The organism is Geodermatophilus sp. CPCC 205506, from assembly GCF_051383635.1.
Lineage (GTDB): Bacteria > Actinomycetota > Actinomycetes > Mycobacteriales > Geodermatophilaceae > Geodermatophilus.
The window spans coordinates 1-23,608 of record NZ_JALPKP010000073.1 but is presented as its reverse complement, the minus strand read 5'-3'; the positions used below and the strand labels follow the sequence as shown (position 1 = coordinate 23,608).

The following is a 23,608-nucleotide window of genomic DNA, read 5'->3' as shown; positions in this document are numbered from 1 at the left end:
CGCGCCGCGCGGCTCGCGGTGCGCGGCGTGGTGCCCGCCGACGCGGCCGACGCCCAGGCCGTGCTGACCGCGCTGGCCGTCCTCGTCCAGCGGCGCAGCCGGCCGGCGTGGGCGGCGATCGACCTGGTCGGCGGCGGGTGCACCCAGGCGCAGGCCGCCGCCCGGCTGGGGGTGTCCCGGCAGGCGGTGGGCCAGCGGCTGGCCGCCGGCATGTGGGAGCTGGAACGGGAGCTGCGGCCCACCGCCGCCCGGCTCCTGGCCCGCGCGGAGGGCTGAGCCGGACGCCGCCGTCGCGCGGTGATCTCCGGGCGGCGAGAATGGGAAGCGCCACCGTCCGCCCCTCCCTGGGAGAGCCCGTGCCCGAACCGTCCGCCACCGGTGGTGCCCACAACACCGAGCTGCTCGGCGTCTACACCAACGACCACCTCGCGGCGGCCACCGGCGGCGTCGAGCTGGTCGGCCGCATGCTCGGCCAGCACCGCGGCGGCCCGTACGAGGCCCGGCTCACCGAGCTGCTCGCCGAGCTGCGCGAGGAGCGGTCCGCGCTGCGCGGTCAGATGGAGTCCCTCGGCCTGCCGGTGCGCCAGTACAAGCAGGTCGGCACCTGGATCGCCGAGAAGCTGTCGCGGGCCAAGCTGAACGGGCACCTGCTGTCCCGGTCCCCGCTCAGCGACCTCGTCGAGTTCGAGTTCATCGCCACCGCGGTGCTGGCCAAGCGGGCCGGGTTCGAGACGCTGCGCGCGCTGGCCGAGACCGACGCCCGCGTGGACGCCGGGCTCTTCGACCGGCTGATCGCCCAGGCCGACAAGCAGCACCACTGGCTCGCCGACGCCCGCCGCGAGGTCGCCGCGCGGGTCTTCGGGGGGTCGCCGGAGGCCGCGGACGCCGCCGCCGACACCTGACCGGGCGGCGGCCCGCGGGCCCCGGTAGAAACCCGGGCATGTGCCACGACACCGACAGCCGACCGCCCGCCCCGCCGCGCTCCGGCGAGGTGACCGAGCGCGGCACGCTGACCCTCACGGCCGCTGACGGCACCGAGTTCGCGGCCGCCTACGCGGCGCCCGCCGGCCCGGCGCGGGCCGGCGTCGTCGTGCTCCCCGACATCCGGGGCCTGCACCCGTACTACGTCGCGCTGGCCGAGCGGTTCGCGGAGGCCGGCCTCCCGGCGCTGGCCCTCGACTACTTCGGCCGGACGGCGGAGCTGCCGCCGACCGGCACCCGCGAGCAGGACTTCGACTGGCAGACCCACATCCCGCAGACGACGCCGGACGGCGTGGACGCCGACGTCGCCGCGGCGATCGGCTACCTGCGCGAGCGCACCCGGCCCGACCTCCCGGTGATCACCGTCGGGTTCTGCTTCGGCGGCAGCCACTCGTGGCGGCTGGCCGGCAGCGACCTCGACCTGGCCGGCTGCATCGGCTTCTACGGGCGGCCGTCGATGGTCGGCGACGTCCGGGCCACCCGGCCGACGCTGATGGTCATCGCCGGTGCCGACGCCGCGACGCCGGTGGAGGAGCAGCTGGCGCTGGCCGAGCGGCTGCGCGAGGGCGGCGGGCAGGTCACCACCGCGGTCTACGACGGCGCGCCGCACTCCTTCTTCGACCGGGCGTACGGGGACTGGGCCGACGCCTGCGCCGACGTCTGGCGGCGGGTGCTCCAGCTCGCCGACGAGGTGGCCGCCGGCTGACCGGCCCGGCCCGCGCCCGGGCCCGCCTAGTCTCGACCGGGTGAGCCACGAGCAGGGGATCGACCCGGACGTCATCGAGCTGGCCGGCCGGGTCTTCGACCTGGCCCGCGGCGGGCGCACCGAGGAACTGGCCGCCTACGTCGACGCGGGCGTGCCGGCCACCCTGACCAACGACAAGGGCGACACGCTGCTGATCCTGGCGGCCTACCACGGGCACCCGGAGACCGTCGCCGCGCTGCTGGCCCGCGGCGCCGACCCCGGCGCGGTCAACGACCGCGGCCAGACCGCGCTGGCCGCCGCCGTCTTCAAGCAGTCGGCCGAGACGGTGCGCGCGCTGCTCGCCGCCGGGGCCGACCCCGACGCCGGCGGGCCCACCGCGCGGCAGACCGCGGCGTTCTTCGACCTGCCGCAGATGACCGCCCTGCTGGAGGACGCCGGTTCCTGATCCGGTCCGGCGGGGCATGTCAGGCTGGGCCGGACACCGCGGCGCCGCACGGGGGGAGGGCGGAGGTCAGATGGTCGCGCAGCAGCACCTCTCCGGGGACACCGGCGCGGGGGAACCGGGCCGCCCGGCGGGGGCCACCGCGCTGACCGCCGGTGACGCCGCCGTGGTCGAGGACGCCGCCGTCCGCGGGCCCGATGCCCCGGAGGCGGCCGGCCCCGCTGCCGATCCGGCGCGACCGGAGGAGACCGTGGGCCCGCCGACCGCCGGGTTGCCGCGCTGGCTGGTCCTGCTCGTCGGTGGCGCCGCCGCCACGGTGGCGATCGCCGGGGTGCGGTCGATCGCCTGGCTGGTCGGGCCGGTGCTGCTGGCGCTCGTCGTCGTCATCGCGCTCATGCCGGTGCAGCGGTTCCTGCAGCGCCACGGCTGGCCCCGCTGGGCGAGCGCCACGGTCCTGCTGGTGCTGGTGTGGAGCATCCTGCTGGCGTTCGTGGCGCTGCTGGTGGTCTCGATAGCCCAGTTCGCCAACCTCCTGCCCGACTACGCCGGCGACGCGGAGCGGCTGATCGCCTCGGTGGTCGAGGACCTCAACGACCGCGGCATCGTGTCCGGCCAGCTCTCCGACCTCGTCTCGCAGTTCGACTACAGCCAGCTGGTCGGGGTGGCCACCGGTCTGCTGGCCCGGATCAGCGACGCCGCGACCACGCTCGTGCTGCTGCTGGCGGCCATCGTGTTCCTCGCCATCGAGTCCGGCGGCTTCGGCCGCCGGCTGGGGATGATCGCCGCCGAGCGCCCGCACCTGCCGATCGCGCTGGGCATGTTCGCCCGCGGCACCCGCAGCTACCTGCTGGTGAGCACCGTGTTCGGCGCGATCGTCGCCGTCTTCGACACGATCGCGCTGTACGTCATCGGCATCCCGCTGCCGGTGCTGTGGGGGCTGCTGTCGTTCATCACCAACTACGTGCCCAACATCGGGTTCGTCCTCGGCCTGGTGCCGCCGGCGATCCTCGCACTGCTCGGCGGCGGCTGGACGGAGTTCTGGATCGTCGTCGCGGTCTACGCCCTGCTGAACTTCGTCGTCCAGACGCTGATCCAGCCGCGCTTCGTCGGCGACTCGGTCGGGCTGTCGATGACCGTCACCTTCGTGGCGCTGCTGTTCTGGGGCTGGGTGCTCGGCGCGCTCGGCGCGCTGCTGGCCATCCCGCTGACGCTGCTGGTGAAGGCGATGCTGGTCGACGTCGACCCGCGCGGGCACTGGCTGGACGCGCTGCTGCGGGAGGAGCCGCGGGCGCCCCGGACCAGCCGCGCCCGGCAGCGGGCGCAGGCCCGGCGGGCGGCGCTGGCCTCGGTCCGGGCGCTGCACCCGCACCTGCCCGGCCGGCGGCACTCCGAGCACGGAACGCCCGGCCGGGACCGGAGTGTCAGCCCCCCGGAGGAGGGTGTGCCCAGGTCGGACGCACCGTCCGGCGAGACGCTCAGGGAGGCGCGATGAAGGGCGACCGCGTGGAGGTCGTGATCGAGGCCGGGGGTACGACGCGCACGTACGACATCGAGGCGACCCGCGCCGGGCGGCGGGTGGACGTGACGCACGGCCGTGGCCTCGTGGAGGTCACCGAGAGCACCCGCGGCGGCACCCCGGTCCGCACCGCACGGTTCATGGCCGGCCGGGTGCTCGCGCTCGTCGAGCACCCGGCGCCGCGGCGCGCTCCGGACGACGACGCAGCGGTGACCCCGCTGCGGCAGTCGGCCTGACGACGGCCCGTCCGGCCACCGCAGGCGGGAACGCGGCACGCCGCGGCACTCGCGCCGGGTGGGTGCGGTAGAACCTGAGCTCCGCTCTCCCGTCCTCCCGGAGGTCCTGCCGTGCTGGCCAGCATCGGATACGCCGTCGCCTACACGGGGGTCGGCATCGTCCTGCTGACCCTCGGGTTCGTCGTCCTCGACCTGCTCACCCCCGGGAAACTGGGCCGGCAGATCCACGAGGAGCGGTCGGTGAACGCCGGGCTCGTCCTCGCGACCGGCTTCCTCGGGCAGGGCGCGGTGGTGTTCGCCGCGATCTGGACCAACGCCACCAGCGGTTTCGGCGAGGCGCTGCTGTACACGGTCGTCTTCGGGGTGCTGGGCGTGCTGCTGCAGGCGGTCGCCTTCGTCGTCCTGGACCTCATCACCCCCGGCAAGCTCGGTGCGCACGTCACCGAGGTGCCCTTCCACCCGGCCAGCCTGGTGCTGGCCTCGGTGCAGCTGTCGGTGGCGGCCATCGTCGTCGCCTCGATCTGGCCCTGAGTCGCCTCGATCCGGCCTGCCCGCCGCGCCCGCGACCCGCCGGGGGCTACCGGTCGGTAGGTCCGGCGTCTCCCGCACGTACCGTGTCGGGAAGCGCACCGGAAGGCGCAGCGAACGAGAGGAACAACACAGATGAGCGAGTCGAGCAGCACCGGCGCCCGCGTGGCGATCGTGACCGGGGCCGCCCGTGGCATCGGCGCGGCCACCGCCCTGCGCCTGGCCCGGGACGGGTTCGCCGTGGGCGTCCTGGACCTGGACGAGGTCGCCGGCAAGGACACCGTGCAGGCGATCGAGGCCGCCGGTGGGCGCGCCCTGGCGGTCGGGACCGACGTCAGCGACGCCGAGCAGGTCGAGGCGGCGGTCGCCCGGATCGCGGCCGAGCTGGGCGCCCCCACGGTGCTGGTGAACAACGCCGGCGTCATCCGCGACAACATGCTGTTCAAGATGACCGAGTCCGACTGGGACGTGGTCATGAACGTGCACCTGCGGGGCGCCTTCCTCATGACCCGCGCGGTGCAGAAGCACATGATCGACGCGAAGTGGGGCCGGATCGTCAACCTGTCGAGCACCTCGGCGCTGGGCAACCGCGGCCAGGCCAACTACTCGGCGGCCAAGGCCGGCCTGCAGGGCTTCACCAAGACCCTCGCGATCGAGCTGGGCAAGTTCGGCGTCACCGCCAACGCGATCGCCCCCGGGTTCATCCAGACCGACATGACCCGGGCGACCGCCGAGCGGATCGGCATCCCCTTCGAGGACTTCCTGGCCGGCGCGGCCAAGGAGATCCCGGTGCAGCGGGTCGGCCAGCCCGAGGACATCGCGCACCTGGTCTCCTTCCTCGTCAGCGAGGGCGCCGGCTTCGTCTCCGGCCAGGTCGTCTACGCGGCGGGCGGTCCCAAGGCGTAACAGCGGGACCTGCAGGGGGCCGGGCCCGGCCGGGAGTGTTCCCGGCCGGGCCCCGCGGCGTGCCGGGGCATGACACCGCGGGCGGCGGCGTTGCAGGGAGCGTGTTGACCGACCCTCCCGCCCCCCGCCACTCGCCGGCTCGCAGCGGGCCCCAGGGCCTGCGCCTGGCCCTCCTCGGTGACTCCCTCGCGTACGGCTCCGGCGCGACCCGGACGCAGGACACCCTGGGCCCGCGGCTGGCCGGCGCACTGGACGCCGCGGGGTACGACGTCGAGCTGCACGTGCTCGCCGTCCCCGGCGCGGTCTCCCGGGACCTGGCCGCACAGGTGCGCCGCACCGTGCCCCTGGCGGCCGACCTCGCCGTCGTGCTGGTGGGCGCCAACGACCTCGCCCGGCTGGTGCCCCCACCCCGGGCGGCCGCCGCCCTGGGGAGCGCGCTGCAGGACCTGCTGGCGTCCGGCACCGACGCCGTCGTCGTCCCGGCGCCGGACATGTCGTCGGTCCCGTTCGTGCCGCCGGCGTACCGGCCGCTGGTGCGGGCGGCCTCCGCCCGGCTGCAGCAGGAGCAGGCCGCGGCCGCCCGGGCCGCCGGCGCCCTGGTCGCCCCGATCTCCGAGACCGTCGGGACGGCGTTCGCCACCGACCCGTCGCTGTTCTCCGCCGACCGCTTCCACCCCTCCTCGGCGGGCTACGCCGTGATCGCCGAGGCGCTGGTGCCGCACGTGGTGGCCGCCGCGCACGCCCGCCGGGACGGCGCCGCCGCCTGAGGTCCGCGAGGGCTCACCCCGCGAGCGGCTCGGACCGCAGCTCGCGGGGCTCGGCGAAGCGGGTGAGCACCGGCCCCAGCACGGCGAGCACCAGCACGTAGCCGGTCGCCACCGGTCCCAGGTCGGTCACCCCGGAGGCCACGGCCAGCCCGGCGATGACGATGGAGAACTCGCCGCGGGCGACCAGCGCGGTCCCGGCCCGCAGGCGCCCGGGCACGCCGACGCCGTCGCGCCGGGCGGCGAACCAGCCGGTGGCGATCTTGGTGACCGTGGTGACGGTCGCCAGGGCCAGGACGGCGGGGAGTACGGGCAGCACCGCCTCCGGGTCGGTGGACAGCCCGAAGGCGACGAAGAAGGTCGCGGCGAACAGGTCCCGCAGCGGGCCGAGGAGGACGCGGACCCGCGCGGCGAAGGATGCCGGCAGTGCCAGCCCGACCAGGAACGCGCCGACCGCGGCCGAGACGCCCAGCGACTGGGCCAGCCCGGCGACGAGCAGGGTGAGCCCGACCAGCCGCAGCAGCACCTGCTCGTCGTCGGCGGAGGCCAGCAGCCGGCCCAGCCGGTGGCCGTGCCGCCGGGCGGCCAGCAGCACCAGGAGCACCGCGCCGACGGCCAGCCCGATGCCCCCGACCGCCGCGGCGGGTCCGCCCCCGGCCAGCGCGACGACCAGCAGCGGCAGGAACAGCGCCATCGCCAGGTCCTCGAGCACGAGCACCGACAGCACCGCCGGCGTCTCGCGGTTGGCCAGCCGGCCCAGGTCGCCGAGCAGCCGGGCGACGATGCCGGAGGAGGAGATCCAGGTGATCCCGGCCAGGGCCAGCGCACCTTCCCAGGGCAGCCCGAGCAGCAGCCCGGCCAGGAACCCCGGCGGCGCGTTGAGCAGCAGGTCCACCCCGCCGGAGGGCCCGTGCCGGCGCAGCGAGGCGAACAGCTCGTCGGCGGAGAACTCCAGGCCGAGGGTCAGCAGCAGCAGGACGACGCCGATCTCGGCGGCGGCCTCGATGAACGGCTGCGCCGTGGCCAGCGGGACGAGCCCGCCGTCGCCCAGCGCGAGCGCGGCCACCAGGACGAACGGCACGGGCGAGAGGCCCACCCGGCGGGCCAGCAGTCCCAGCACGGACAGGCCCAGGAACAGCAGGCCCAGCTCGACGAGGAGCGCGGCGACGTGGTCCACCGTGTCCGCCGGTCAGGCCGCTCCGGTCAGGCGCCGTTCGAGCTGCTCGAGGCCGGCCTGCGAGCCGATGGCGACCAGCACGTCGCCGGCCCGCAGCGGGTCGGCCGGCCCGGGGGAGGGGACGACGTCGGTGTCGCGCACGATCGCCACGATCGAGCAGCCGGTGAGGGTGCGGGCGCGGGTGTCGCCGAGCGGGCGGCCCGCGAACGGGGAGTCCGGCGGCACCGGGAACCGGCCCGACTCCAGCCCCGGCACCTCCCGCGACAGGTCGGCGAAGCGCTGGGTCAGCCGCGGCGCGCCGAGCACCTCGGCGACGGCGTCGACCTCCTCGGCGTCGAGGCGGATGACACTGCGGGCGCGGTCGGGGTCGCGGCGGTCGTAGACGGCCACCTCCGCCGACCCCTCCCGCCGGACGACGATCGCGAGGAGGTCACCGGCGCGGCTCTGCAGCCGGTACCGCACGCCGACGCCGGGCAGCAGGGTCTCCTCGAGGTCCACCGGGGCATCGTGGCAGACCCGCGGGTCACCGCCCGGGGGCCGGCCGCCGGGCGGCCAGGAGCTCGGCGAGGTGCAGCGCGCGCCGGCCGGCCAGCTGGTCGAGCTGGGTGCGGCAGGAGAACCCGTCAGCCAGGACGACGGCGTCCGGCCCGGCCGCCGCGACGGCGGGCAGCAGCTGCTGCCCGGCGATGGCCACCGAGACCTCGTGGTGCCCGCGCTCGACGCCCCAGTTGCCGGCCAGCCCGCAGCAGCCGCCGAGCCGGCGCACGGTCGCGCCGGCGTCCCGCAGCAGCCGCTCGTCGGGGGCCCAGCCGAGGACGGCGGCGTGGTGGCAGTGCGGCTGGGCGACCACCTCGACCCCGGCCAGGGACGGCGGCGTCCAGCCCGGCGTCTCGCGCAGCAGCTCGGCCAGGGTCCTGGTGCCCGCCGCGACCCGGGCCGCGTCCGGGCCGGGTACCAGCTCGAGCGCCTCCCCGCGGAGCACCGCGGTGCACGACGGCTCGACGCCGACGATCGGCACGCCCGCGTCGGCCAGGGGGGCGAGCAGCGCCACGGTGCGGTCCAGCGTGCGCCGGGCGGCGTCCAGCTGGCCGGTGGTGATCCAGGTCAGGCCGCAGCAGGCCTCGGCCGGCGGCACCTGGACCCGGTACCCGGCGTCCTCCAGGACGGCGGCCGTCGCCGCGGCGACCTCCGGGGCGAAGTGGTCGGTGAACGAGTCGACCCACAGCGCGACCGGCCGCCCCTCCCCGGACACCGGGCGCGCGGCCCAGCTCTGCCGGAAGGTGCGCGGCGCGAAGGCCGGCAGGCTGCGGCGCTGGTCGACGCCGGCGCCCCACCTGGCCAGCCGGCCGCCCAGCCGGGACGTCATGACGGCGTTGACCAGCCGCGGCGCGCGGGCGGCCAGGTCGGCCCACCGGGGGAGCCGGCCGAGCGTGTAGTGCGAGCGCGGCCGCAGCCGGCGCCGGTACGACTGGTGCAGCACCTCGGCCTTGTACGCGGCCATGTCCACGCCGGTCGGGCAGTCCCGCGAGCAGCCCTTGCAGGACAGGCACAGGTCGAGGGCGGCGTGCACCTCGGGGGAGCGCCAGTCGCGCACCGGCCCGCCGGGGGCCAACATCTCCTGCAGCACCCGGGCGCGACCGCGGGTGGTGTCCTTCTCCTCCCGCGTCGCCGGCCAGGACGGGCACATGACCCCGCCGGCGGCCTGCAGGTCGGCCCGGCACTTGCCGACGCCGGTGCAGCGGTGCACCGCGGCGGAGAAGTCACCGCCGTCGTGCCGGTAGGCCAGCGCCAGGACCGGCCGATCGGATGTCGGACGGCGCGGCGCGGCGGCCACCCGGATGTCGTCCTCGACCCGCGCCGGGCGCACGAGGACGCCGGGGTTGAGCACGTCGTCCGGGTCGAACAGCCCCTTGACCCGCTCGAACAGCCCGAGCACCTCGGGGGAGTACATGGCCGACAGCAGCTCGCTGCGCGCCCGGCCGTCGCCGTGCTCGCCGGACACCGACCCGCCGAAGCGGGCCACCAGCGCGGCGGCGTCGGTGACGAAGGCGCGGTAGGCCGCCCGCCCCCGGTCCTCGCCGCGCCCCAGCGGGAAGTCGATCCGCACGTGCACGCAGCCGTCGCCGAAGTGGCCGTAGGGGACGCCCTGCAGCCCGTGCTGGTCCAGCAGCGCCTCGAAGCCGCGCAGGTAGGTGCCCAGGTGCTCGACCGGGACGGCGGCGTCCTCCCAGCCGGCGTGCGCCGGGCGGCCGTCGGAGGTGCGCGCGGCCAGCCCGGCGCCGTCCTCCCGGATCCGCCAGATCGCGGCGGTCTCGGCCGGGTCGGTGACCACCAGCGAGTCCAGGGCGCCGGCGTCGGCGAGCACGCCGTCGGCCTTGGCGACCACCTCGGCGACCGTGTCCCCGGTCAGCTCGACGATGAGCCAGCCGTCCCCGCGGGGCAGGTCGGGCACCACGGCGGCGGGCACGTCGCGCAACCGCTGCACGATCCGCTGGTCCAGGCCCTCGCAGGCGGTCGGCCGGTGCCGCAGCAGCGCCGGGGTCGCGTCGGCGGCGTCGGCCATCGACGGGTAGCCGAGCACGACCAGCCCGCGGTAGGGGGCGTCGGCGACCAGCCGCACCGTCGCGCCCAGCACCAGCGCCAGCGTGCCCTCGCTGCCGACCAGGGCCTTGGCCACGTCGGCGCCGCGCTCGGGCAGCAGGTGCTCCAGCGAGTAGCCCGACACCTGGCGGCCGAAGCGGCCGAGCTCGGTGCGGATCGGCCCGAGGTTGTCCCCGACCAGCCGGCGCAGCTCCCCGAGCACCCCGGGGGCAGAAGTGGCCATCTCTGCCCCCACGGACAGCCGCTCGCCGCCGCCGGTGACGACGTCGAGGCCGACCACGTTGTCCGACGTGCGGCCGTAGCCCAGCGCCCGCGACCCGCAGGCGTTGTTGCCGATCATCCCGCCGACCGTGCAGCGGTTGTGCGTGCTCGGGTCGGGCCCGAAGCGCAGGCCGTGCGGCCGGGCGGCGGCCTGCAGCGCCGCCTGGACCACGCCGGGGTCGACGACCGCCGTCCGCGCCTCCGGGTCGATGGCCCGCACCCGGGACAGGTGGCGGCTGGTGTCGACCACGACGCCGGGGCCGACCGCGTTGCCGGCGATCGAGGTCCCGGCGCCCCGGGCGGTGAGGGGCACGCCGAGCTCGCGGCAGACGGCCAGCGCCGCCTCGATCTCGTCGGGGTGCCGGGGCCGCACCACCGCCCGCGGCAGCACGCGGTACAGCGAGCCGTCGGAGGAGTACAGCGCGCGGGCCAGGCCGGAGCCGTCGACGTCGGCGAGGCCGGCCCGGCGCAGCCCGTCGAGGAGGTCGGCGTCGGAGGGGGCGGCTGCGGTCACCCCGCCAGTCTCGGCCCGCGGCCGGAACGAGGGCGAACGGGGGGTCAGGAGGTCGGGTGCTGCTCGACGTCGGGGAGGTGGGTGCGCGCCCACAGCGCGGCCGACGTGCGGTCCCGGACGCCGATGCGCTGGAAGACGCTGGTCAGGTGCGCCTTCACGGTGCCCTCGCGGATGCCCAGGACGCGGGCGATCTGCTTGTTCGCCAGACCGCGGCCGACCAGGGCGAGCACCTCCTGCTCGCGTTCGGTGAGCTCCGCGGCGCGGGCCGGGCTGCGGCGCGCGTGCAGCACGGTGCGGGCCACCCGAGGGTCGAGCGGGGAGTGCCCGCGCGCGGTGGAGCGGATCGCGGCCAGCAGGTCGGCCGGCTCGGTGTCCTTGAGCACGTACCCGCTCGCGCCGGCGTCCAGCGCCTCCATCACCCGCTGCTGGTCGGAGAAGGAGGTCAGCACCAGCACCTCCACGTCCGGGTGCTCCTCGACGATGCGCCGGGTCGCCTCCACGCCGTCCATCACCGGCATGGAGAGGTCCATGAGCACCACCTGCGGCATCAGCCGGGCCACCTCCTCCAGCGCCTCGGCGCCGTCGGCGGCGGCGCCGACGACCCGCATGTCCGGGGCCCCGGCGATCAGGCCGGCCAGGCCCGACCGCATGAGCGCGTGGTCGTCGACGACCAGGACGTCGATCACGGGTGCGGCACCTCCAGGCGCAGGCCGGTCCCCGCTCCCGGGGCGCTGCGCACCGACAGCGTGGCGCCGTCGGTGGCGGCCAGGTCGGCGAGCAGGCGCAGGCCCAGGTGGCCCCGGGTCGGCTCCTCGACCTTCGGGCCGAGGTCGAAGCCGACGCCGTCGTCGATCACCGTGAGGACCAGGCCGGAGCCGGCCCGCTCGACGGTCACGTCGACCGTGCGGGCGCGGGAGTGCTTGGCGATGTTGCGCAGCGCCTCCTGGACCGTGCGCAGGACCAGCGCCGCCGTCGCCGGGGACGGCTCGACGTCCTCGGCCACGGTCACCCGGACGTCGACGCCGCGCGGCCGCAGCCGGCCGGCCAGGTCCGCCAGCGCCATCGGCAGGTCGTCGCGGTCGAGGTCGGGCGGGTAGATCTCCACCAGCAGCGAGCGCAGCGAGCCGACCGACTCCCGCAGCGCCGCGGCGGCCTGGCCGAGCCCCTCGGCCACCTGGCCCGCCGCGCCGTCGGCCGGGGCCGAGCGCACCTGGTCGGCGGCCCGCGCGACCAGGAGCGCGGAGGCCGAGACGTCCTGGACGATGCCGTCGTGCAGGCTGCCGGCGATCCGGCGCCGCTCCTCGGTCGAGGCGTCCAGCGCCCGCGCCTGCAGCAGTTCCCGCTCGCGCTGGGCCGCGCGCAACTGGGTGAGCATCCGGTGCGCCAGGGGGAGCTGCACGGCCAGCAGGGTCAGCACGACCGCGACGGAGATGGGGGCGAACTCCGACCAGATCTCGAACTGCCGGGAGGTGGCCTCCTGGTAGACCGAGTAGGTCTCCAGCAGCAGCGACTCCCCGCTCGGTCCGTCGATCTGCCGGTAGACCTCCAGCAGCTGACCGGCGGACCGCTCGAACCGGTTCTCCGGCCGGCTGAGGTCGCTGATCTCCGCGCGGGTGACGCCGTCGCGGAGCGCCTCCTGGTCCTCCTCGTCGAGGGCGTAGCGCTGCCCGATGAGCCGCGGCTCGTCGGAGTACAGGATCTCGCCGTCGACGTTCCAGATCTTGAGGCGGATGACGTCGGCCTTGGGGATCCGGTTCTGGATCCGGGCGTCGAAGTCGGCCAGCGCCCGAGGGTCGCCGGCCAGCAGCGGCGGACTGAGGTTCGGCTCGACCAGCACGGCGGCCAGCAGGTCGGTGGTGCGTCGCGCGTCGGCGAGCGACTCGTCCTCCGCCGCCTCCACGGCGGCCCAGACCCCACCGGCCAGCAGCAGGACGACGGCGACCACGTTGGCGAGGACGAAGCGGCCGACCACCCGCTGCACCGAGGGGGTGTGCGGCCGGCGGCGGGCCGCGCCGTCGACGAGCGGCACCCAGGCGGGAGCGGCTCCCGGCGGCGTCCGGACGCCGGTGTCCGCGGTCCTGTGGCTCGTGGCCATGCTCACCTCTGCGCCGGATCGCCACCCGGCCGGCCCGGGGACGGCGGCGGAACCGGACTCTCCCGCTCCGACCTGCCGGGACGTTGTGCCACCTCGCGGGCGGGGTGCGCAAGAGGCGGGAGGCCTTCGACCCCCTTCGAGGGTGGCGTCACCCGGTGACCCGGTGCCAGAGACGCTGGAACGCGCCCACGCCGACCGGTGGCGCCGCCGCGCTCTCCCACCCGCCGCCGGCCGGCGCCGGCCGGCGGGCCAGGTCGTCCAGCAGGCCGGACACGGCCGTCGCCAGGGCGATCGGGTCGTCCGGGAGCACGAGCAGGCCGGCCTGCCGGTCGGGCAGTGCGTGCGGCGGGGCCGCAGCGGTGGTGGCGACCACCGGGCGGGCCGCGTCGAGGGCGGTCAGGAGCGCCGGCGGGGCGTCGGGCACGACGCCGGACCCGTCCGGGCGGGAGGGGAGCACGAGCAGCGCGCAGCGGCGCACGGCCGCCCGGACCGCCCCGTTCGGCAGGTGCCCGCAGAACCGGACCCGTTCGCTGATGCCGAGGTACTCCGCCTGGTGCTGCAGCACGCGGCCCAGCGGGCCGGCACCGATGATGTCCAGCCCCAGCGCGGGACGGTCGTCGGCGAGCAGACCGAAGGCGGTGAGCAGGGTGTCGACGCCGCCCGCCGGGACCAGCGGTGCCACCGAGAGCAGCGGCCGCGGCGTCCACGTCACGGACGACGTCATGACGGGCTCCCTCGGTCGGCCGGATCCGGGCTCCACCAGACCACCCCGCCGGTCGGCTCCGCACCTGGACGGGGGTCCTACGACCCCCGTCCGGCCGGGGCGTCACTCCGTCGGCGGCTCGTCCTGCCCCGACTCCTCGGCCTCGTCGGCCTCCTCCTTGGTCGCGTGCACCGCACCGTCGGCGTGCTCCGGCGGGCCGTAGACGGTGTAGAGGACCAGCGGGTTGGGCCCGGTGTTGACGAAGTTGTGCTTCGTGCCGGCCGGGACGACGACGAGGTCGCCCTGGGCCACCTTCTTCTTGCTGCCGGAGATGCGGGCCTCGCCGGTGCCGCTGACGAAGGTGAGGATCTGGTCGATGTCCTCGTGCACCTCCTCGCCGATCTCCCCACCCGGCGGGATGGTCATGATCACCAGCTGGGTCTTCTCACCGGTCCACAGCACGCGGCGGAAGTCGGCGGACTTCTCGGCCTCGGTCGCGATGGTGTAGTGGATGACGGACGCCATCGAGGGCGCTCCTCTCGTCGGACGGGCACGGATGCGTGCGGCCGGCGGCCTCCCGGCCCCGGCGGACGACGGTCCTCCTGCCCGCCGGTGCACGGACTTAGTCCTGCCGGCCGGGGCCCCGACACGTCCGGGTGAGCGGACTCACCGCGGGGCGCGGGAAGAAAACCCGTGCTCGCGGCGTCGCCATCGAGGTGACGTCGCCTCCCGCCCATCGCCCGACGGCCCGCGCCTACGCGGTGTGGCTGGTCGCGCTGTCGGCCTACGCCGTCGCCGTCTTCCACCGTGCCTCCCTCGGCGTCGCCGGGGTGGAGGCGCAGGAGCGCTTCTCGGCCGGGGCCTCGGCGATCTCGCTGTTCCTCGTCCTGCAGCTCGTGGTCTACGCGGCGATGCAGGTGCCGGTGGGGGTGGCGCTGGACCGGTTCGGCTCCCGCCGGCTGATCCTGGCCGGGGCCCTGACGATGGCCGCCGGTCAGGCGCTGCTCGCGGTGGCCGGCGACGTGCCGACCGCCGTCGGCGCCCGGGTGCTGGTCGGCGCGGGCGACGCGATGACCTTCGTCAGCGTGCTGCGGGTGATCGGCTTCTGGTTCGCCGGGCCGACGGTGCCGCTGATCACCCAGCTCACCGGCATGCTCGGCCAGTTCGGGCAGATCGTCGCCGCCTACCCGCTGGTCGCGCTGCTGCACTCGACCTCGTGGGAGAGCACCTTCCTCGGCGCCGCGGCGGCCGGCGTGCTCGTCGCCGTCCTGGTCGTCGTCGCCCTGCGGGACGCGCCACCGGGCACCGAGCTGACCCCGCCGGCCGGGCTGGCCGACGTGCGCCGCAGCCTGGTGGCCACCTGGCGGGAGCCCGGCACCCGCATCGGCCTGTACACCCACCTGGTCACCCAGTTCTCGGGCACGGTGTTCGCGCTGCTGTGGGGCTACCCGTTCCTCGTCGTCGGCCAGGGGCGCAGCCCGGCGACCGCGGCCGCGCTGCTCACCCTCCTCGTCATCGTCGGCATCCTCGTCGGCCCGCTGCTCGGCCGGCTCTGCGGCCGCTGGCCGCTGCGCCGGTCGTCGCTGGTCTTCTCGATCCTGGCGCTGACCGCGGCCACCTGGACCGTCGTGCTGCTCTGGCCCGGCCGCGCGCCCCTGGGGCTTCTCGTGCTGCTGGTCGTCGTCCTGGGCACCAACGGGCCCGGCTCGATGATCGGCTTCGACTTCGCCCGCACCTGGAACCCGGCCGAGCGGCAGGGCAGCGCCAGCGGCGTGGTCAACGTCGGCGGCTTCGTCGCCTCGCTGCTCACCATCCTCGCCGTGGGGGCCGTCCTCGACGTGCTCACCCCCGGCTCCTCGACGGCCTACTCGCTGGACGCCTTCCGGGCCGCGTTCGCCATCCAGTACGTGTTCTGGGCGATCGGCTTCATCGGCGTGCTGCGGCACCGGCGCGAGCTGCGCGAACGGATGGCCCGCGGCGGCGTCGTCCTCGCACCCCTGCACGTCGCGGTGGGCGCCCGGCTGCGCGGCGGCTCGGCCTACCACTGACCTGACCGGCAGTAGTCGCTCCGGTACACGCCGCCCGGTCACGCCGGTCGGCCGCCGCGACACGATCGGACTGCACTGCCGCGCCGCCGCGGTCTGGGAACCTCCGCATGCCCGGACGACGCCGAGCCGTCCGGCGGTCGGCAGGAGGGAGGCCGCCATGTTCCGACACGGCGCGGCCCTGGTCACCGACGGCGCCCGGGAGGCGGACGGCCCGGCCCCCGGCGCCTCGCCGAGACGCCCCAACCTCGCCGGCGACCTGGACAGCCTGCTGGGCACCCGGCCGCTGTTCCGCACCGCGCTGCGCGGCTACGACCGGCTGCAGGTGGACAACTACGTCTCCTGGGCCGAGGCCGAACTGCAGGCCGTCCGTCGCGAGAACGATGACCTGCTGACCCGGTACGGCGCCTGCTCGGCGGAGGTCGAGATCTCCCGCCGGCTGCTGGCCTGCTCGCCGGAGGGCCGGGAGCTGGTGCGCACCTCCGAGCGGGTCGGCGAGATCCTCCGGCTGGCCGCCGACGAGGCCGCGCAGCTCACCGAGGCCGGTGCGGTCGAGGCCGACCGGATCCGCGGCCAGGCGCGCAGCGAGGCCGACGCGCTGCTGCGCCGCGCCGCCGAGGTGAAGGACACCGCCATCACCGTCAGCCGCCGGATGGAGGAGGAGGCCCGGTGGGCCCGGGCCGACAGCCAGGCGCTGGTGGTCGAGGCGCGGGAGGAGGCGGCGCGGATCCGCGCCGAGGCGCAGGCCGCCGCTGCGCGGGCGGTGGCGGACGCGGAGGCCGAGCGGGACCGGGTGGCGGCCGAGGCCCGGGCGGCGCTGCAGCGGCTGACCGGCCAGCTCGACGACGCGCTGGGCAGCCTGGCCGCCCTGCTCGCCGGGCAGGCGACCGTCGCCGTGGGGGAGCCGCTGGCCTCCTGAACTCCCGGTGGCGGCCCGCCGTCGATCCGAGCACGATCGCGACAGCGAAGAGGCCGCTGGGAGGGGTGTCGTGGACGTCGTCGTCGGCCTGGACTCCGGGACGACGGCGACCAAGGCGGTCACCGCCGGCACCGACGGGCGGGTGCGCGACCTCGCCAGCGTCGGCTATCCGCTGCAGGTCCCGGCGCCCGGCCGCGCGGAGCTCGACGCCGACCGGCTGACGTCGGCCGCCGTCGAGGCCCTGGCCGCGGTCGCGGCCCGCGCCCGCGATCGGGGCGACACGGTGGTGGGGGTCAGCCTCAGCGCCGCCATGCACGGCCTGCTGCCGATGGACGCCGACGGTGCGCCGCTCGGCCCGGTGCTGACCTGGGCCGACAACCGGGCAGGCGACTGGGCCGCGGCGCTGGTCGCCGACGGGCGGGCCGCCGACCTGCACGGCCGGACCGGCACGCCGGTGCACTCCATGTCGCCGCTGGTGAAGCTCTCCTGGATGCGCGCCGAGGACCCGGAGCTGGTCGCCGGCACCCCGCGCTGGGGCGGTGTCAAGGAACTGGTCGTCGGCGCGCTGTGCGGTGGCGGGCACGTGCTCGACCGGTCGTGCGCCTCGGCCACCGGGCTCTACGACATCCGCGCCGCGCGGTGGGACGACGAGGCGATGCAGATCGCCGGGGTGCGGCCCGAGCAGCTCGGCGAGGTGCTGCCGACGACCGCCGTCCTGCCCGGCCTGCGCGCCGACGTCGCCCGGGCGACCGGCCTGCCGGAGGGGCTGCCGGTCGTCATCGGCGCCTCCGACGGCGTGCTGGCCAACCTGGGCACCGGCGCGGTGCGGCCCGACGTCGCCGCGGTCTCCCTGGGCACCAGCGGGGCGATGCGGGTCGTCGTCCCGGCGCCGACCGTGGACCCGGACCGGCGGCTGTTCTGCTACGCCCTGACCGACGAGCGCTGGGTGGTCGGCGGGGCGATCAACAACGGCGGCTCGGTGGTGCGCTGGGCCGCGCACGCCCTGGCCGCCGGCTTCGACGGCGCCGCGCCGGAGGGGGAGGACGCCGACGCCCTCGACGCCCGGCTGCTCGACGAGGCGGCCGAGGTCCCGCCGGGCAGCGCGGGGCTGCTGTGCCTGCCCTACTGGCTCGGCGAGCGGGCGCCGTGGTGGCGGTCGGGGCTGCGCGGTGCCTACATCGGGCTGCGCCGCGAGCACCGCCGTCCGCACCTGGTCCGGGCCGCCGTCGAGGGAGTCTGCCAGCAGCTGGCGCTGGTGCGCGACGCGTTCGCCGCGACCGACCTGCCGGTGTGCGAGGTGCGGGCCACCGGGGGCGCGGTCGCCTCCCCGCTGTGGGTGCGCACCCTCGCCGCGGCGCTCGACCTCCCGGTCCGGGTGGCCGACTCACCCGAGGGCACCGGCCTGGGCGCCTGCCTGCTGGGCCTGCACGCGCTGGGAGCGCTGCCCGACCTCGACGCGGCCACCGAGCTGGTCGCCGTCCACGACCCCGTGCCGCCCGACCCCGGCGCGGCCGCCGTCTACGCGCGGCTGCGGCCGCTCGTCGACCGCTCCGCCCGGGCGCTCACCGACGTCCTCACCACGCTCGACGCGCTCGACGACACCCCCAGCCAGCCCGCGTAGTCCCGACCAGCAGGAGGAGCCGTGCCCGAGGTCGAACCCGCGCTCCGTGCTGCGCCCGTTCCGGTGAGAGGGGCCAGAATGGCCATTTCGGCCCCTGCGCCACGGCGCGTGAGGGAGTGGACGTCATGAGAGGTGCGGCACGGGCGGCGGCGGCGGGGCTGGCGGCCCTGTCGGCGGTCGCGGCGCGGGACCTGTTGCAGCGCGAGCACACGGTGCTGCGCAACTTCCCGGTCGTCGGCCACGCGCGCTACCTGCTCGAGGCGATCGGCCCCGAGCTGCGTCAGTACCTGGTGGCCGGCAACAACGAGGAGCGGCCGTTCACCCGCGACCAGCGCCGCTGGGTGTACGCCTCGGCCAAGAAGCAGAACAACTACTTCGGCTTCGGCACCGACAACGACCTCGAGTACACCGCCGGCTACCCGGTGATCAACCACCGGACGTTCGGCCGCGCCGTCCCGCCGTCGGCCCCGTCCTCGGCGCACGACGTGCAGCTGCCGTCGGCCAAGGTGCTGGGCGGTCCGCGGGGCCGGGCGCAGGCGTTCCGGCCGGGGTCGGTCGTGAACATCTCGGCGATGAGCTTCGGCTCGCTGTCCGGGGCGGCGGTGGAGGCGCTCAACCGGGGGGCGGCGCTCGCCGGCTGCCTGCAGAACACCGGCGAGGGCGGTCTCTCCGTCCACCACCGGCACGGCGGCGAGCTGGTGTACCAGATCGGCACCGCCTACTTCGGCTGCCGCGACGAGCACGGCCGCTTCGACCTGGACCGCCTCAAGGCCCTCGTCGCCTCCGCGCCGGTGCGGGCGCTGGAGATCAAGCTCAGCCAGGGCGCCAAGCCCGGGCTGGGCGGCGTGCTGCCCGGGCCGAAGGTGTCCGCGGAGATCGCCGCGGCCCGCGGCGTCCCCGAGGGCGTCGACTGCGTGAGCCCGTCCCGGCACGCGGAGTTCTCCGACACCGACAGCCTGCTCGACTGGGTGGAGCTGCTGGCCGCCGAGACCGGGCTGCCGGTCGGCATCAAGTCCGCGGTCGGTGACATGACCTTCTGGCACGAGCTCACCGACCAGATGAGCCGGACCGGTCGCGGCGTGGACTTCGTGACCGTCGACGGCGGGGAGGGCGGCACCGGCGCGGCGCCGCTGATCTTCACCGACTCGGTGTCCCTGCCCTTCCAGCTGGGCTTCGCCCGGGTCTACTCGGTGTTCGCCCGGGCCGGGCTGCAGGACCAGGTCACCTTCGTCGGCGCGGGCAAGCTCGGCCTCCCCGACAACGCGATCGTGGCGTTCGCGCTGGGCTGCGACATGGTCAACGTCGCCCGGGAGGCGATGCTGGCCATCGGCTGCATCCAGGCGCAGAAGTGCCACACCGACACCTGCCCGACCGGGGTCGCCACGCAGAACGCCTGGCTGGCGCACGGGCTGGACCCGAACCTGAAGTCGGTGCGGGTGGCCAACTACCTGGAGACGCTGCGCCGCGACCTGTTCAAGGTGGCCGAGGCCTGCGGTGTGGAGCACCCCGGGCTGATCCCCGTCGACGCGGTGGAGGTCCTCACCGGCCGCACCGCGTCGACCCCGCTGGGCGAGGTCTACGGCTACCAGTCCGACTGGGGCCTGCCGTCGGCCGCCGACCGCGCGGAGATCATCCGGCTGATGGCCGGCGACGCCCCGCAGGGCGGCTCCGCCCCCGCGTCCCCCGACGCCGTCGGCTGAAGTCCAGCTGCCGAGGCAAAGGAGGCTATGCATACGTCTCTGACCGCCAGACGTAGGCATAGCCTCCTTTGCCTCCAGGGCGGGTGCGTCAGGAGGTGCCGCGGAGCAGCTCCTCGAAGGAGGGGACGTCGGCGAACGGGTCCACCGGGCCGCGCGCCGCGGCCGGCCGCCCGGTGACCAGGTCGGCCAGCTCACCCGCGGCCCGCTCGATCCGGTCGGCCAGCGCCCGGTCGACGCTCCCGGCGCCGGCCCAGTCCTCCGACGCGGCGAAGACCCCGGTGGGGACGGCGATCGCCCGGAGGTAGGCGAACAGCGGCCGCATCGCGTGCTCGATGACCAGCGAGTGCCGCGCGGTGCCGGCCGTGGCGCCGAGCAGCACCGGCTTCCCGGTCAGCGACTCCTTGTCCAGGACGTCGAGGAAGGTCTTGAACAGGCCGCTGTAGGACGCCGAGAAGACCGGCGTGACGGCGATCAGCCCGTCCGCCCCGACCACGGTGTCGATCGCGGCCCGCAGCGGGCCGTTGGCGAACCCGGTGACCAGGTTGTCGGCCAGGTCGCGGGCGTGGGTGCGCAGCTCGACCACCTCGACGGTGGCGTCGTCCCCGCGGGCACGGAGGGCGTCGACCGTGGCGGTGGTGAGCCGGTCGGCCAGCAGCCGGGTGGACGACGGGGTGGACAGCCCGGCGCTGACGACGGCGAGGGTGCGGGTGCTCATCGGGCCGTCACCTCCTCGACGGTGTGCCCGGTGACGTCGTCGGCCGGGGCGTGCACGGTGGCGTCCACCGCTCCGCCGCGGGCCGCGACGCGGGCGGCGTGGGTCGGGGCGTCGGGCACGTGGGCGGGCTTGAGGGCGGCGAACTCGCGGCGCAGCACCGGCACGACCTCCTCGCCGAGGATGTCCAGCTGCTCGAGCACGGTCTTCAGCGGCAGGCCGGCGTGGTCGACGAGGAACAGCTGGCGCTGGTAGTCCCCGACGTAGTCGCGGAAGCCCAGCGTGCGCTCGATGACCTGCTGCGGGGAGCCGACGGTCAGCGGGGTCTCCCGGCTGAAGTCCTCCAGCGACGGGCCGTGCCCGTAGACCGGGGCGTTGTCGAAGTAGGGCCGGAACTCGGTGACCGCGTCCTGGCTGTTCTTCCGCACGAACACCTGCCCGCCCAGGCCGACGATCGCCTGGTCGGCCGACCCGTGGCCGTGGTGCTCGAAGCGGCTGCGGTAGAACTCGACCATCCGCTGGGTGTGCTCCTTGGGCCAGAAGATGTGGTTGGAGAAGAAGCCGTCGCCGTAGAAGGCGGCCTGCTCGGCGATCTGCGGGGAGCGGATCGAGCCGTGCCAGACGAACGGCGGGACGCCGTCGAGCGGCCGCGGGGTGGAGGTGAAGCCCTGCAGCGGCGTGCGGAACTGGCCGGACCAGTCGACGACGTCGGAGTCCCAGAGCCGGCGCAGCAGCGCGTAGTTCTCCACCGCCAGCGGGATGCCGTTGCGGATGTCCTGGCCGAACCAGGGGTAGACCGGGCCGGTGTTGCCGCGGCCCATCATCAGGTCGACGCGGCCGCCGGCCAGGTGCTGCAGCATCGCGTAGTCCTCGGCGATCTTCACCGGGTCGTTGGTGGTGATCAGCGTCGTGGCCGTGGACAGCTGCAGCCGCGTCGTCTGCGCCGCGATGTAGGCCAGCGTGGTGGTCGGCGAGGAGGAGAAGAACGGCGGGTTGTGGTGCTCGCCGAGGGCAACGACGTCGAGGCCGACCTCCTCGGCCTTCTTCGCGATCGTGACGACCGCCTGGATCCGCTCCGCCTCGCTGGGCGTACGGCCGGTGGTGGGGTCGGTCGTGATGTCGCTGACCGAGAAGATGCCGAACTGCATGTCGGGCTCCGGGTTGATTGAGAGTGCAACTACCGCTCCGTGCAACGTGCAAGGGGCGGGGGTATTCCGCCGTCCACCATGCCCCGCCGTCACCTCCTCGTGACTCCTCGCAGCGCTGAGTGATCAACTCGGCACGTCCCGCTGAACGACACCCGTGTCGTTCCCCTGCCGGGCGGCGGCCGTACCGCTCACCCGGCAGGGTCTGGGACGGTGCAGCCGCTGTACCGACCGACTGGGGGGACCGGGATGGCCGAGCCGATGCAGGGGGACGTCGCCGAGGGCGGAGAGCCGGGCGGACTGGCCGCGCTGTTCGAGCCACGCCCGAGGTTCCGCCGCCGGCTGCTGGGCTACGACCGCGCGGACGTCGACGACTACGTCGCCTCGGCCCAGGACCGTCCCGCCGCCGATCCTGAGGCCTCCGCGTGCAGCGGCTGTAAGGACGCCCCGCCCGCGCCGGCCGCGGTTCCGGAGGGTGCGCAGGACCGGGAGGCGGTGCTGGTCGTCGGCGCGATGCGCGAGCTGCTCCGGCTGGCCGAGCGGCGGGCCGCGGAGATCGTGGCCGAGGCGGAGGGCGAGGCCGAGCAGATCCGGGCGACCGCCCGCGCCGAGGCCGAGAGCCGGCTGCGCAACGTCGCCGACCTGCGCGACGCGACCCTGGAGCGAGTGCGCCGGCAGGCGGAGGAGCTGCTCCGCGAGGCGGCGGCCGAGCGGGCCCGGCTGGCCGACGAGGCGGCCGCCGCAGCGCAGGCGGTGGCCGATCTCCGGCGCCGGCAGGACGACGCCCGGGAGTCGCTGCGGCTGCTCACCGGCCGGCTCGGCGCGGCACTGGACGGGCTCACCGCCGGGGGCGCCGAGCAGCCGACGGCCGAGCCCCGGCGCCCCGGCGGGGTCGTGCTCACCGGCAACGTGGCGATGGCCGAGCCCCGGGAGTCCGTCCTCGGCTGACTCTCGTCGGGCGCGGAGAGCGATCCAGGTCACGTTCCGGATGTGACCCCTGCGATTGTCACAGGACGGTAACGACCCCTACGGTGGGTGCAGTCCGGTCGGTCGTCACGCCCCAGACGGGGAGCCTGGCCGGACGCCGCCGAGTCGTGTCCGCGCACCGTGGCCACGAGCCGGGGACCCACCGCAGCACTGGGGTGAGTCCTGCCCGCCGAGAGTTCCTCGGAGGGCAGGTAGGGCGTCTTCCCGCCCGAACCCGTCAGCTAACTCGGTAGGCGGCCACGGAAGAACGGAGAGCCTCCGCATGCTCCGCCCACGGGCCCTCGCGGCTCGCAGGGACTCCCGGCCGCGCGCACCTCGCGCCTCTTCCCGGCCCGCCGATCCCGCCTGACCGCGCCCGCCGGTCTCCCGCGTCACGTCCCGACGCCGCCGGCGCACCCACCCCCCAGCCCACCGCATCCCGGGCTGCCCTCGCACGTCGAGGGCCGGCTCGCGCGCACTCTCGCCTGGAGCACCCACACCAGATGATCGATCGCACCAAGCAGTTCTCCGCCGTTCCCTCGGACACCGCCGTTCCCTCGGACAAGACCGAGCTCGACGTCCCCGCCACCGCCGAACTCGATGCCCGGCCCGCCGCCCGCCGGGGGCTGCGCCTGCCGGCCGGCGGCCGCCGCCCGGCCTTCTTCCTCGCCGCGGCCGCCGCCGGCGCCCTCGTGGTCAACGTCCTGGCCGGTGGCCAGCCCGCGGCCGAGGCGGACGCGGAGACCAGCACCGTCAGCGCGTCGCACAGCGTCGCCGAGACCCTCGGCATCACGACGGAGGCGGCGACCGGCTCGGCCGCCGACGCCCCGGCCGCCGACGTCGCGGCCGCGGACCTCGCCCCGCTCGCGGACCTCGCCGCCTCCCGCAGCGAGCGCGAGGCCGCCGAGGCCAGCGCCGCCCAGGCCCAAGCCGACGCCGAGAAGGCCGAGCTCGACCGCCAGGCCGCCGAGCGTGAGGCCGCCGAGCGCGCCGCCCGCGAGGCCGAGGCCCGTGCGGCCGCCGAGCGCGAGGCCGCCGAGCGCGCCGCTCGCGAGGCCAAGTCGGAGGCC

At 75.9% G+C, this 23,608-nt stretch carries 22 protein-coding genes, 2 pseudogenes and 1 riboswitch; of the genes and pseudogenes, 15 read left to right on the top strand and 9 right to left on the bottom strand.

From position 1 onward, the window contains the following. From MY520_RS26010 to MY520_RS25970, 9 genes and pseudogenes are all read left to right on the top strand, one after another. Nucleotides 1-276 (top strand): annotated as a pseudogene (locus MY520_RS26010) (hypothetical protein); the annotation flags it as partial. Between the two features lie 80 nt (nt 277-356). Beyond that, nucleotides 357-902, top strand: a complete 546-nt coding sequence (locus tag MY520_RS26005) for a hypothetical protein (protein ID WP_436695595.1) — start codon at nt 357-359, stop codon at nt 900-902. 38 nt (nt 903-940) lie between these two features. Beyond that, the gene (locus tag MY520_RS26000; RefSeq protein ID WP_436695594.1) at nt 941-1,687 is read left to right on the top strand and encodes a dienelactone hydrolase family protein; all 747 of its coding nucleotides are present in this window, start codon (nt 941-943) and stop codon (nt 1,685-1,687) included. A 40-nt stretch (nt 1,688-1,727) separates the two neighbouring features. After that, on the top strand, nt 1,728-2,132 hold the full coding sequence (locus tag MY520_RS25995; protein WP_436695593.1) for an ankyrin repeat domain-containing protein: 405 nt from the start codon (nt 1,728-1,730) through the stop codon (nt 2,130-2,132). A 70-nt stretch (nt 2,133-2,202) separates the two neighbouring features. Then, complete coding sequence (locus tag MY520_RS25990; RefSeq protein WP_436695592.1) at nt 2,203-3,621, top strand: AI-2E family transporter; 1,419 nt, start codon at nt 2,203-2,205, stop codon at nt 3,619-3,621. Continuing rightward, nucleotides 3,618-3,881 carry a hypothetical protein gene (locus MY520_RS25985; protein ID WP_436695591.1) on the top strand — a complete coding sequence of 88 codons (264 nt, stop codon included), beginning with the start codon at nt 3,618-3,620 and terminating at the stop codon, nt 3,879-3,881. Before MY520_RS25990 ends, MY520_RS25985 begins: the two co-directional genes overlap by 4 nt. A gap of 111 nt (nt 3,882-3,992) precedes the next feature. Beyond that, nucleotides 3,993-4,412 carry a DUF350 domain-containing protein gene (locus tag MY520_RS25980; protein WP_436695590.1) on the top strand — a complete coding sequence of 140 codons (420 nt, stop codon included), beginning with the start codon at nt 3,993-3,995 and terminating at the stop codon, nt 4,410-4,412. A gap of 132 nt (nt 4,413-4,544) precedes the next feature. Beyond that, nucleotides 4,545-5,315, top strand: a complete 771-nt coding sequence (gene fabG / locus MY520_RS25975) for a 3-oxoacyl-ACP reductase FabG (protein WP_436695589.1) — start codon at nt 4,545-4,547, stop codon at nt 5,313-5,315. A 104-nt stretch (nt 5,316-5,419) separates the two neighbouring features. After that, a complete protein-coding gene (locus MY520_RS25970; RefSeq protein ID WP_436695588.1) occupies nt 5,420-6,082 on the top strand; it encodes a GDSL-type esterase/lipase family protein in 663 nt (220 codons plus the stop codon). 13 nt (nt 6,083-6,095) lie between these two features. Here MY520_RS25970 and MY520_RS25965 read toward each other — a convergent pair whose 3' ends face one another. The 7 genes from MY520_RS25965 to MY520_RS25935 all read right to left on the bottom strand — a co-directional run bounded on the left by MY520_RS25965 (nt 6,096) and on the right by MY520_RS25935 (nt 13,955). Continuing rightward, a complete protein-coding gene (locus MY520_RS25965; RefSeq protein WP_436695587.1) occupies nt 6,096-7,256 on the bottom strand; it encodes a cation:proton antiporter in 1,161 nt (386 codons plus the stop codon). 12 nt (nt 7,257-7,268) lie between these two features. Continuing rightward, the gene (locus MY520_RS25960; protein ID WP_436695586.1) at nt 7,269-7,754 is read right to left on the bottom strand and encodes a cation:proton antiporter regulatory subunit; all 486 of its coding nucleotides are present in this window, start codon (nt 7,752-7,754) and stop codon (nt 7,269-7,271) included. Nucleotides 7,755-7,779: 25 nt separating this feature from the next. Continuing rightward, on the bottom strand, nt 7,780-10,632 hold the full coding sequence (locus MY520_RS25955; RefSeq protein WP_436695585.1) for an FAD-binding and (Fe-S)-binding domain-containing protein: 2,853 nt from the start codon (nt 10,630-10,632) through the stop codon (nt 7,780-7,782). Nucleotides 10,633-10,676: 44 nt separating this feature from the next. After that, nucleotides 10,677-11,318, bottom strand: a complete 642-nt coding sequence (locus tag MY520_RS25950; RefSeq protein WP_436695584.1) for a response regulator — start codon at nt 11,316-11,318, stop codon at nt 10,677-10,679. Then, the gene (locus MY520_RS25945; RefSeq protein ID WP_436695583.1) at nt 11,315-12,727 is read right to left on the bottom strand and encodes a sensor histidine kinase; all 1,413 of its coding nucleotides are present in this window, start codon (nt 12,725-12,727) and stop codon (nt 11,315-11,317) included. Before MY520_RS25945 ends, MY520_RS25950 begins: the two co-directional genes overlap by 4 nt. 148 nt (nt 12,728-12,875) lie before the next feature. Further along, the gene (locus MY520_RS25940; protein WP_436695582.1) at nt 12,876-13,451 is read right to left on the bottom strand and encodes a glycosyltransferase; all 576 of its coding nucleotides are present in this window, start codon (nt 13,449-13,451) and stop codon (nt 12,876-12,878) included. A gap of 102 nt (nt 13,452-13,553) precedes the next feature. Further along, nucleotides 13,554-13,955 (bottom strand): cupin domain-containing protein, encoded by a 402-nt coding sequence (locus MY520_RS25935; protein WP_436695581.1) that lies wholly within the window; start codon nt 13,953-13,955, stop codon nt 13,554-13,556. Between the two features lie 191 nt (nt 13,956-14,146). Here MY520_RS25935 and MY520_RS25930 point away from each other — a divergent pair, with 191 nt between their 5' ends. From MY520_RS25930 to MY520_RS25915, 4 genes are all read left to right on the top strand, one after another. Continuing rightward, on the top strand, nt 14,147-15,478 hold the full coding sequence (locus tag MY520_RS25930) for an MFS transporter (protein WP_436695580.1): 1,332 nt from the start codon (nt 14,147-14,149) through the stop codon (nt 15,476-15,478). 157 nt (nt 15,479-15,635) lie between these two features. After that, on the top strand, nt 15,636-16,394 hold the full coding sequence (locus MY520_RS25925; protein WP_436695579.1) for a DivIVA domain-containing protein: 759 nt from the start codon (nt 15,636-15,638) through the stop codon (nt 16,392-16,394). Nucleotides 16,395-16,464: 70 nt separating this feature from the next. Beyond that, entirely contained in the window at nt 16,465-18,015 is a 1,551-nt protein-coding gene (locus MY520_RS25920; RefSeq protein WP_436695578.1) for a gluconokinase, read from the top strand. Between the two features lie 125 nt (nt 18,016-18,140). Next, nucleotides 18,141-19,715 (top strand): FMN-binding glutamate synthase family protein, encoded by a 1,575-nt coding sequence (locus tag MY520_RS25915; protein WP_436695577.1) that lies wholly within the window; start codon nt 18,141-18,143, stop codon nt 19,713-19,715. A gap of 88 nt (nt 19,716-19,803) precedes the next feature. On the opposite strand, the gene MY520_RS25910 is transcribed toward MY520_RS25915, so the two are convergent. Continuing rightward, entirely contained in the window at nt 19,804-20,430 is a 627-nt protein-coding gene (locus MY520_RS25910) for an FMN reductase (protein ID WP_436695576.1), read from the bottom strand. Further along, nucleotides 20,427-21,575 carry an LLM class flavin-dependent oxidoreductase gene (locus tag MY520_RS25905; RefSeq protein ID WP_436695575.1) on the bottom strand — a complete coding sequence of 383 codons (1,149 nt, stop codon included), beginning with the start codon at nt 21,573-21,575 and terminating at the stop codon, nt 20,427-20,429. The genes MY520_RS25910 and MY520_RS25905 overlap by 4 nt, the downstream gene beginning before the upstream one ends. Nucleotides 21,576-21,821: 246 nt before the next feature. Here MY520_RS25905 and MY520_RS25900 point away from each other — a divergent pair, with 246 nt between their 5' ends. Next, nucleotides 21,822-22,520 (top strand): hypothetical protein, encoded by a 699-nt coding sequence (locus MY520_RS25900; protein ID WP_436695574.1) that lies wholly within the window; start codon nt 21,822-21,824, stop codon nt 22,518-22,520. A gap of 127 nt (nt 22,521-22,647) precedes the next feature. After that, a riboswitch (cyclic di-AMP (ydaO/yuaA leader) is annotated at nt 22,648-22,810 on the top strand. Between the two features lie 231 nt (nt 22,811-23,041). Then, nucleotides 23,042-23,608, top strand: a pseudogene (locus tag MY520_RS25895) (hypothetical protein); the annotation flags it as partial.

Excerpts from the sequence above, each read along its gene's own strand:
- fabG (WP_436695589.1), top strand. The coding sequence starts at position 4,545 with ATGAGCGAGTCGAGCAGCACCGGCGCCCGCGTGGCGATCGTGACCGGG.
- MY520_RS25915 (WP_436695577.1), top strand. The coding sequence starts at position 18,141 with ATGAGAGGTGCGGCACGGGCGGCGGCGGCGGGGCTGGCGGCCCTGTCG.
- MY520_RS25940 (WP_436695582.1), bottom strand. The coding sequence starts at position 13,451 with ATGACGTCGTCCGTGACGTGGACGCCGCGGCCGCTGCTCTCGGTGGCA.
- MY520_RS25900 (WP_436695574.1), top strand. The coding sequence starts at position 21,822 with ATGGCCGAGCCGATGCAGGGGGACGTCGCCGAGGGCGGAGAGCCGGGC.
- MY520_RS25905 (WP_436695575.1), bottom strand. The coding sequence starts at position 21,575 with ATGCAGTTCGGCATCTTCTCGGTCAGCGACATCACGACCGACCCCACC.
- MY520_RS25910 (WP_436695576.1), bottom strand. The coding sequence starts at position 20,430 with ATGAGCACCCGCACCCTCGCCGTCGTCAGCGCCGGGCTGTCCACCCCG.
- MY520_RS25935 (WP_436695581.1), bottom strand. The coding sequence starts at position 13,955 with ATGGCGTCCGTCATCCACTACACCATCGCGACCGAGGCCGAGAAGTCC.
- MY520_RS25990 (WP_436695592.1), top strand. The coding sequence starts at position 2,203 with ATGGTCGCGCAGCAGCACCTCTCCGGGGACACCGGCGCGGGGGAACCG.
- MY520_RS25945 (WP_436695583.1), bottom strand. The coding sequence starts at position 12,727 with ATGGCCACGAGCCACAGGACCGCGGACACCGGCGTCCGGACGCCGCCG.
- MY520_RS26000 (WP_436695594.1), top strand. The coding sequence starts at position 941 with ATGTGCCACGACACCGACAGCCGACCGCCCGCCCCGCCGCGCTCCGGC.
- MY520_RS25925 (WP_436695579.1), top strand. The coding sequence starts at position 15,636 with ATGTTCCGACACGGCGCGGCCCTGGTCACCGACGGCGCCCGGGAGGCG.
- MY520_RS25985 (WP_436695591.1), top strand. The coding sequence starts at position 3,618 with ATGAAGGGCGACCGCGTGGAGGTCGTGATCGAGGCCGGGGGTACGACG.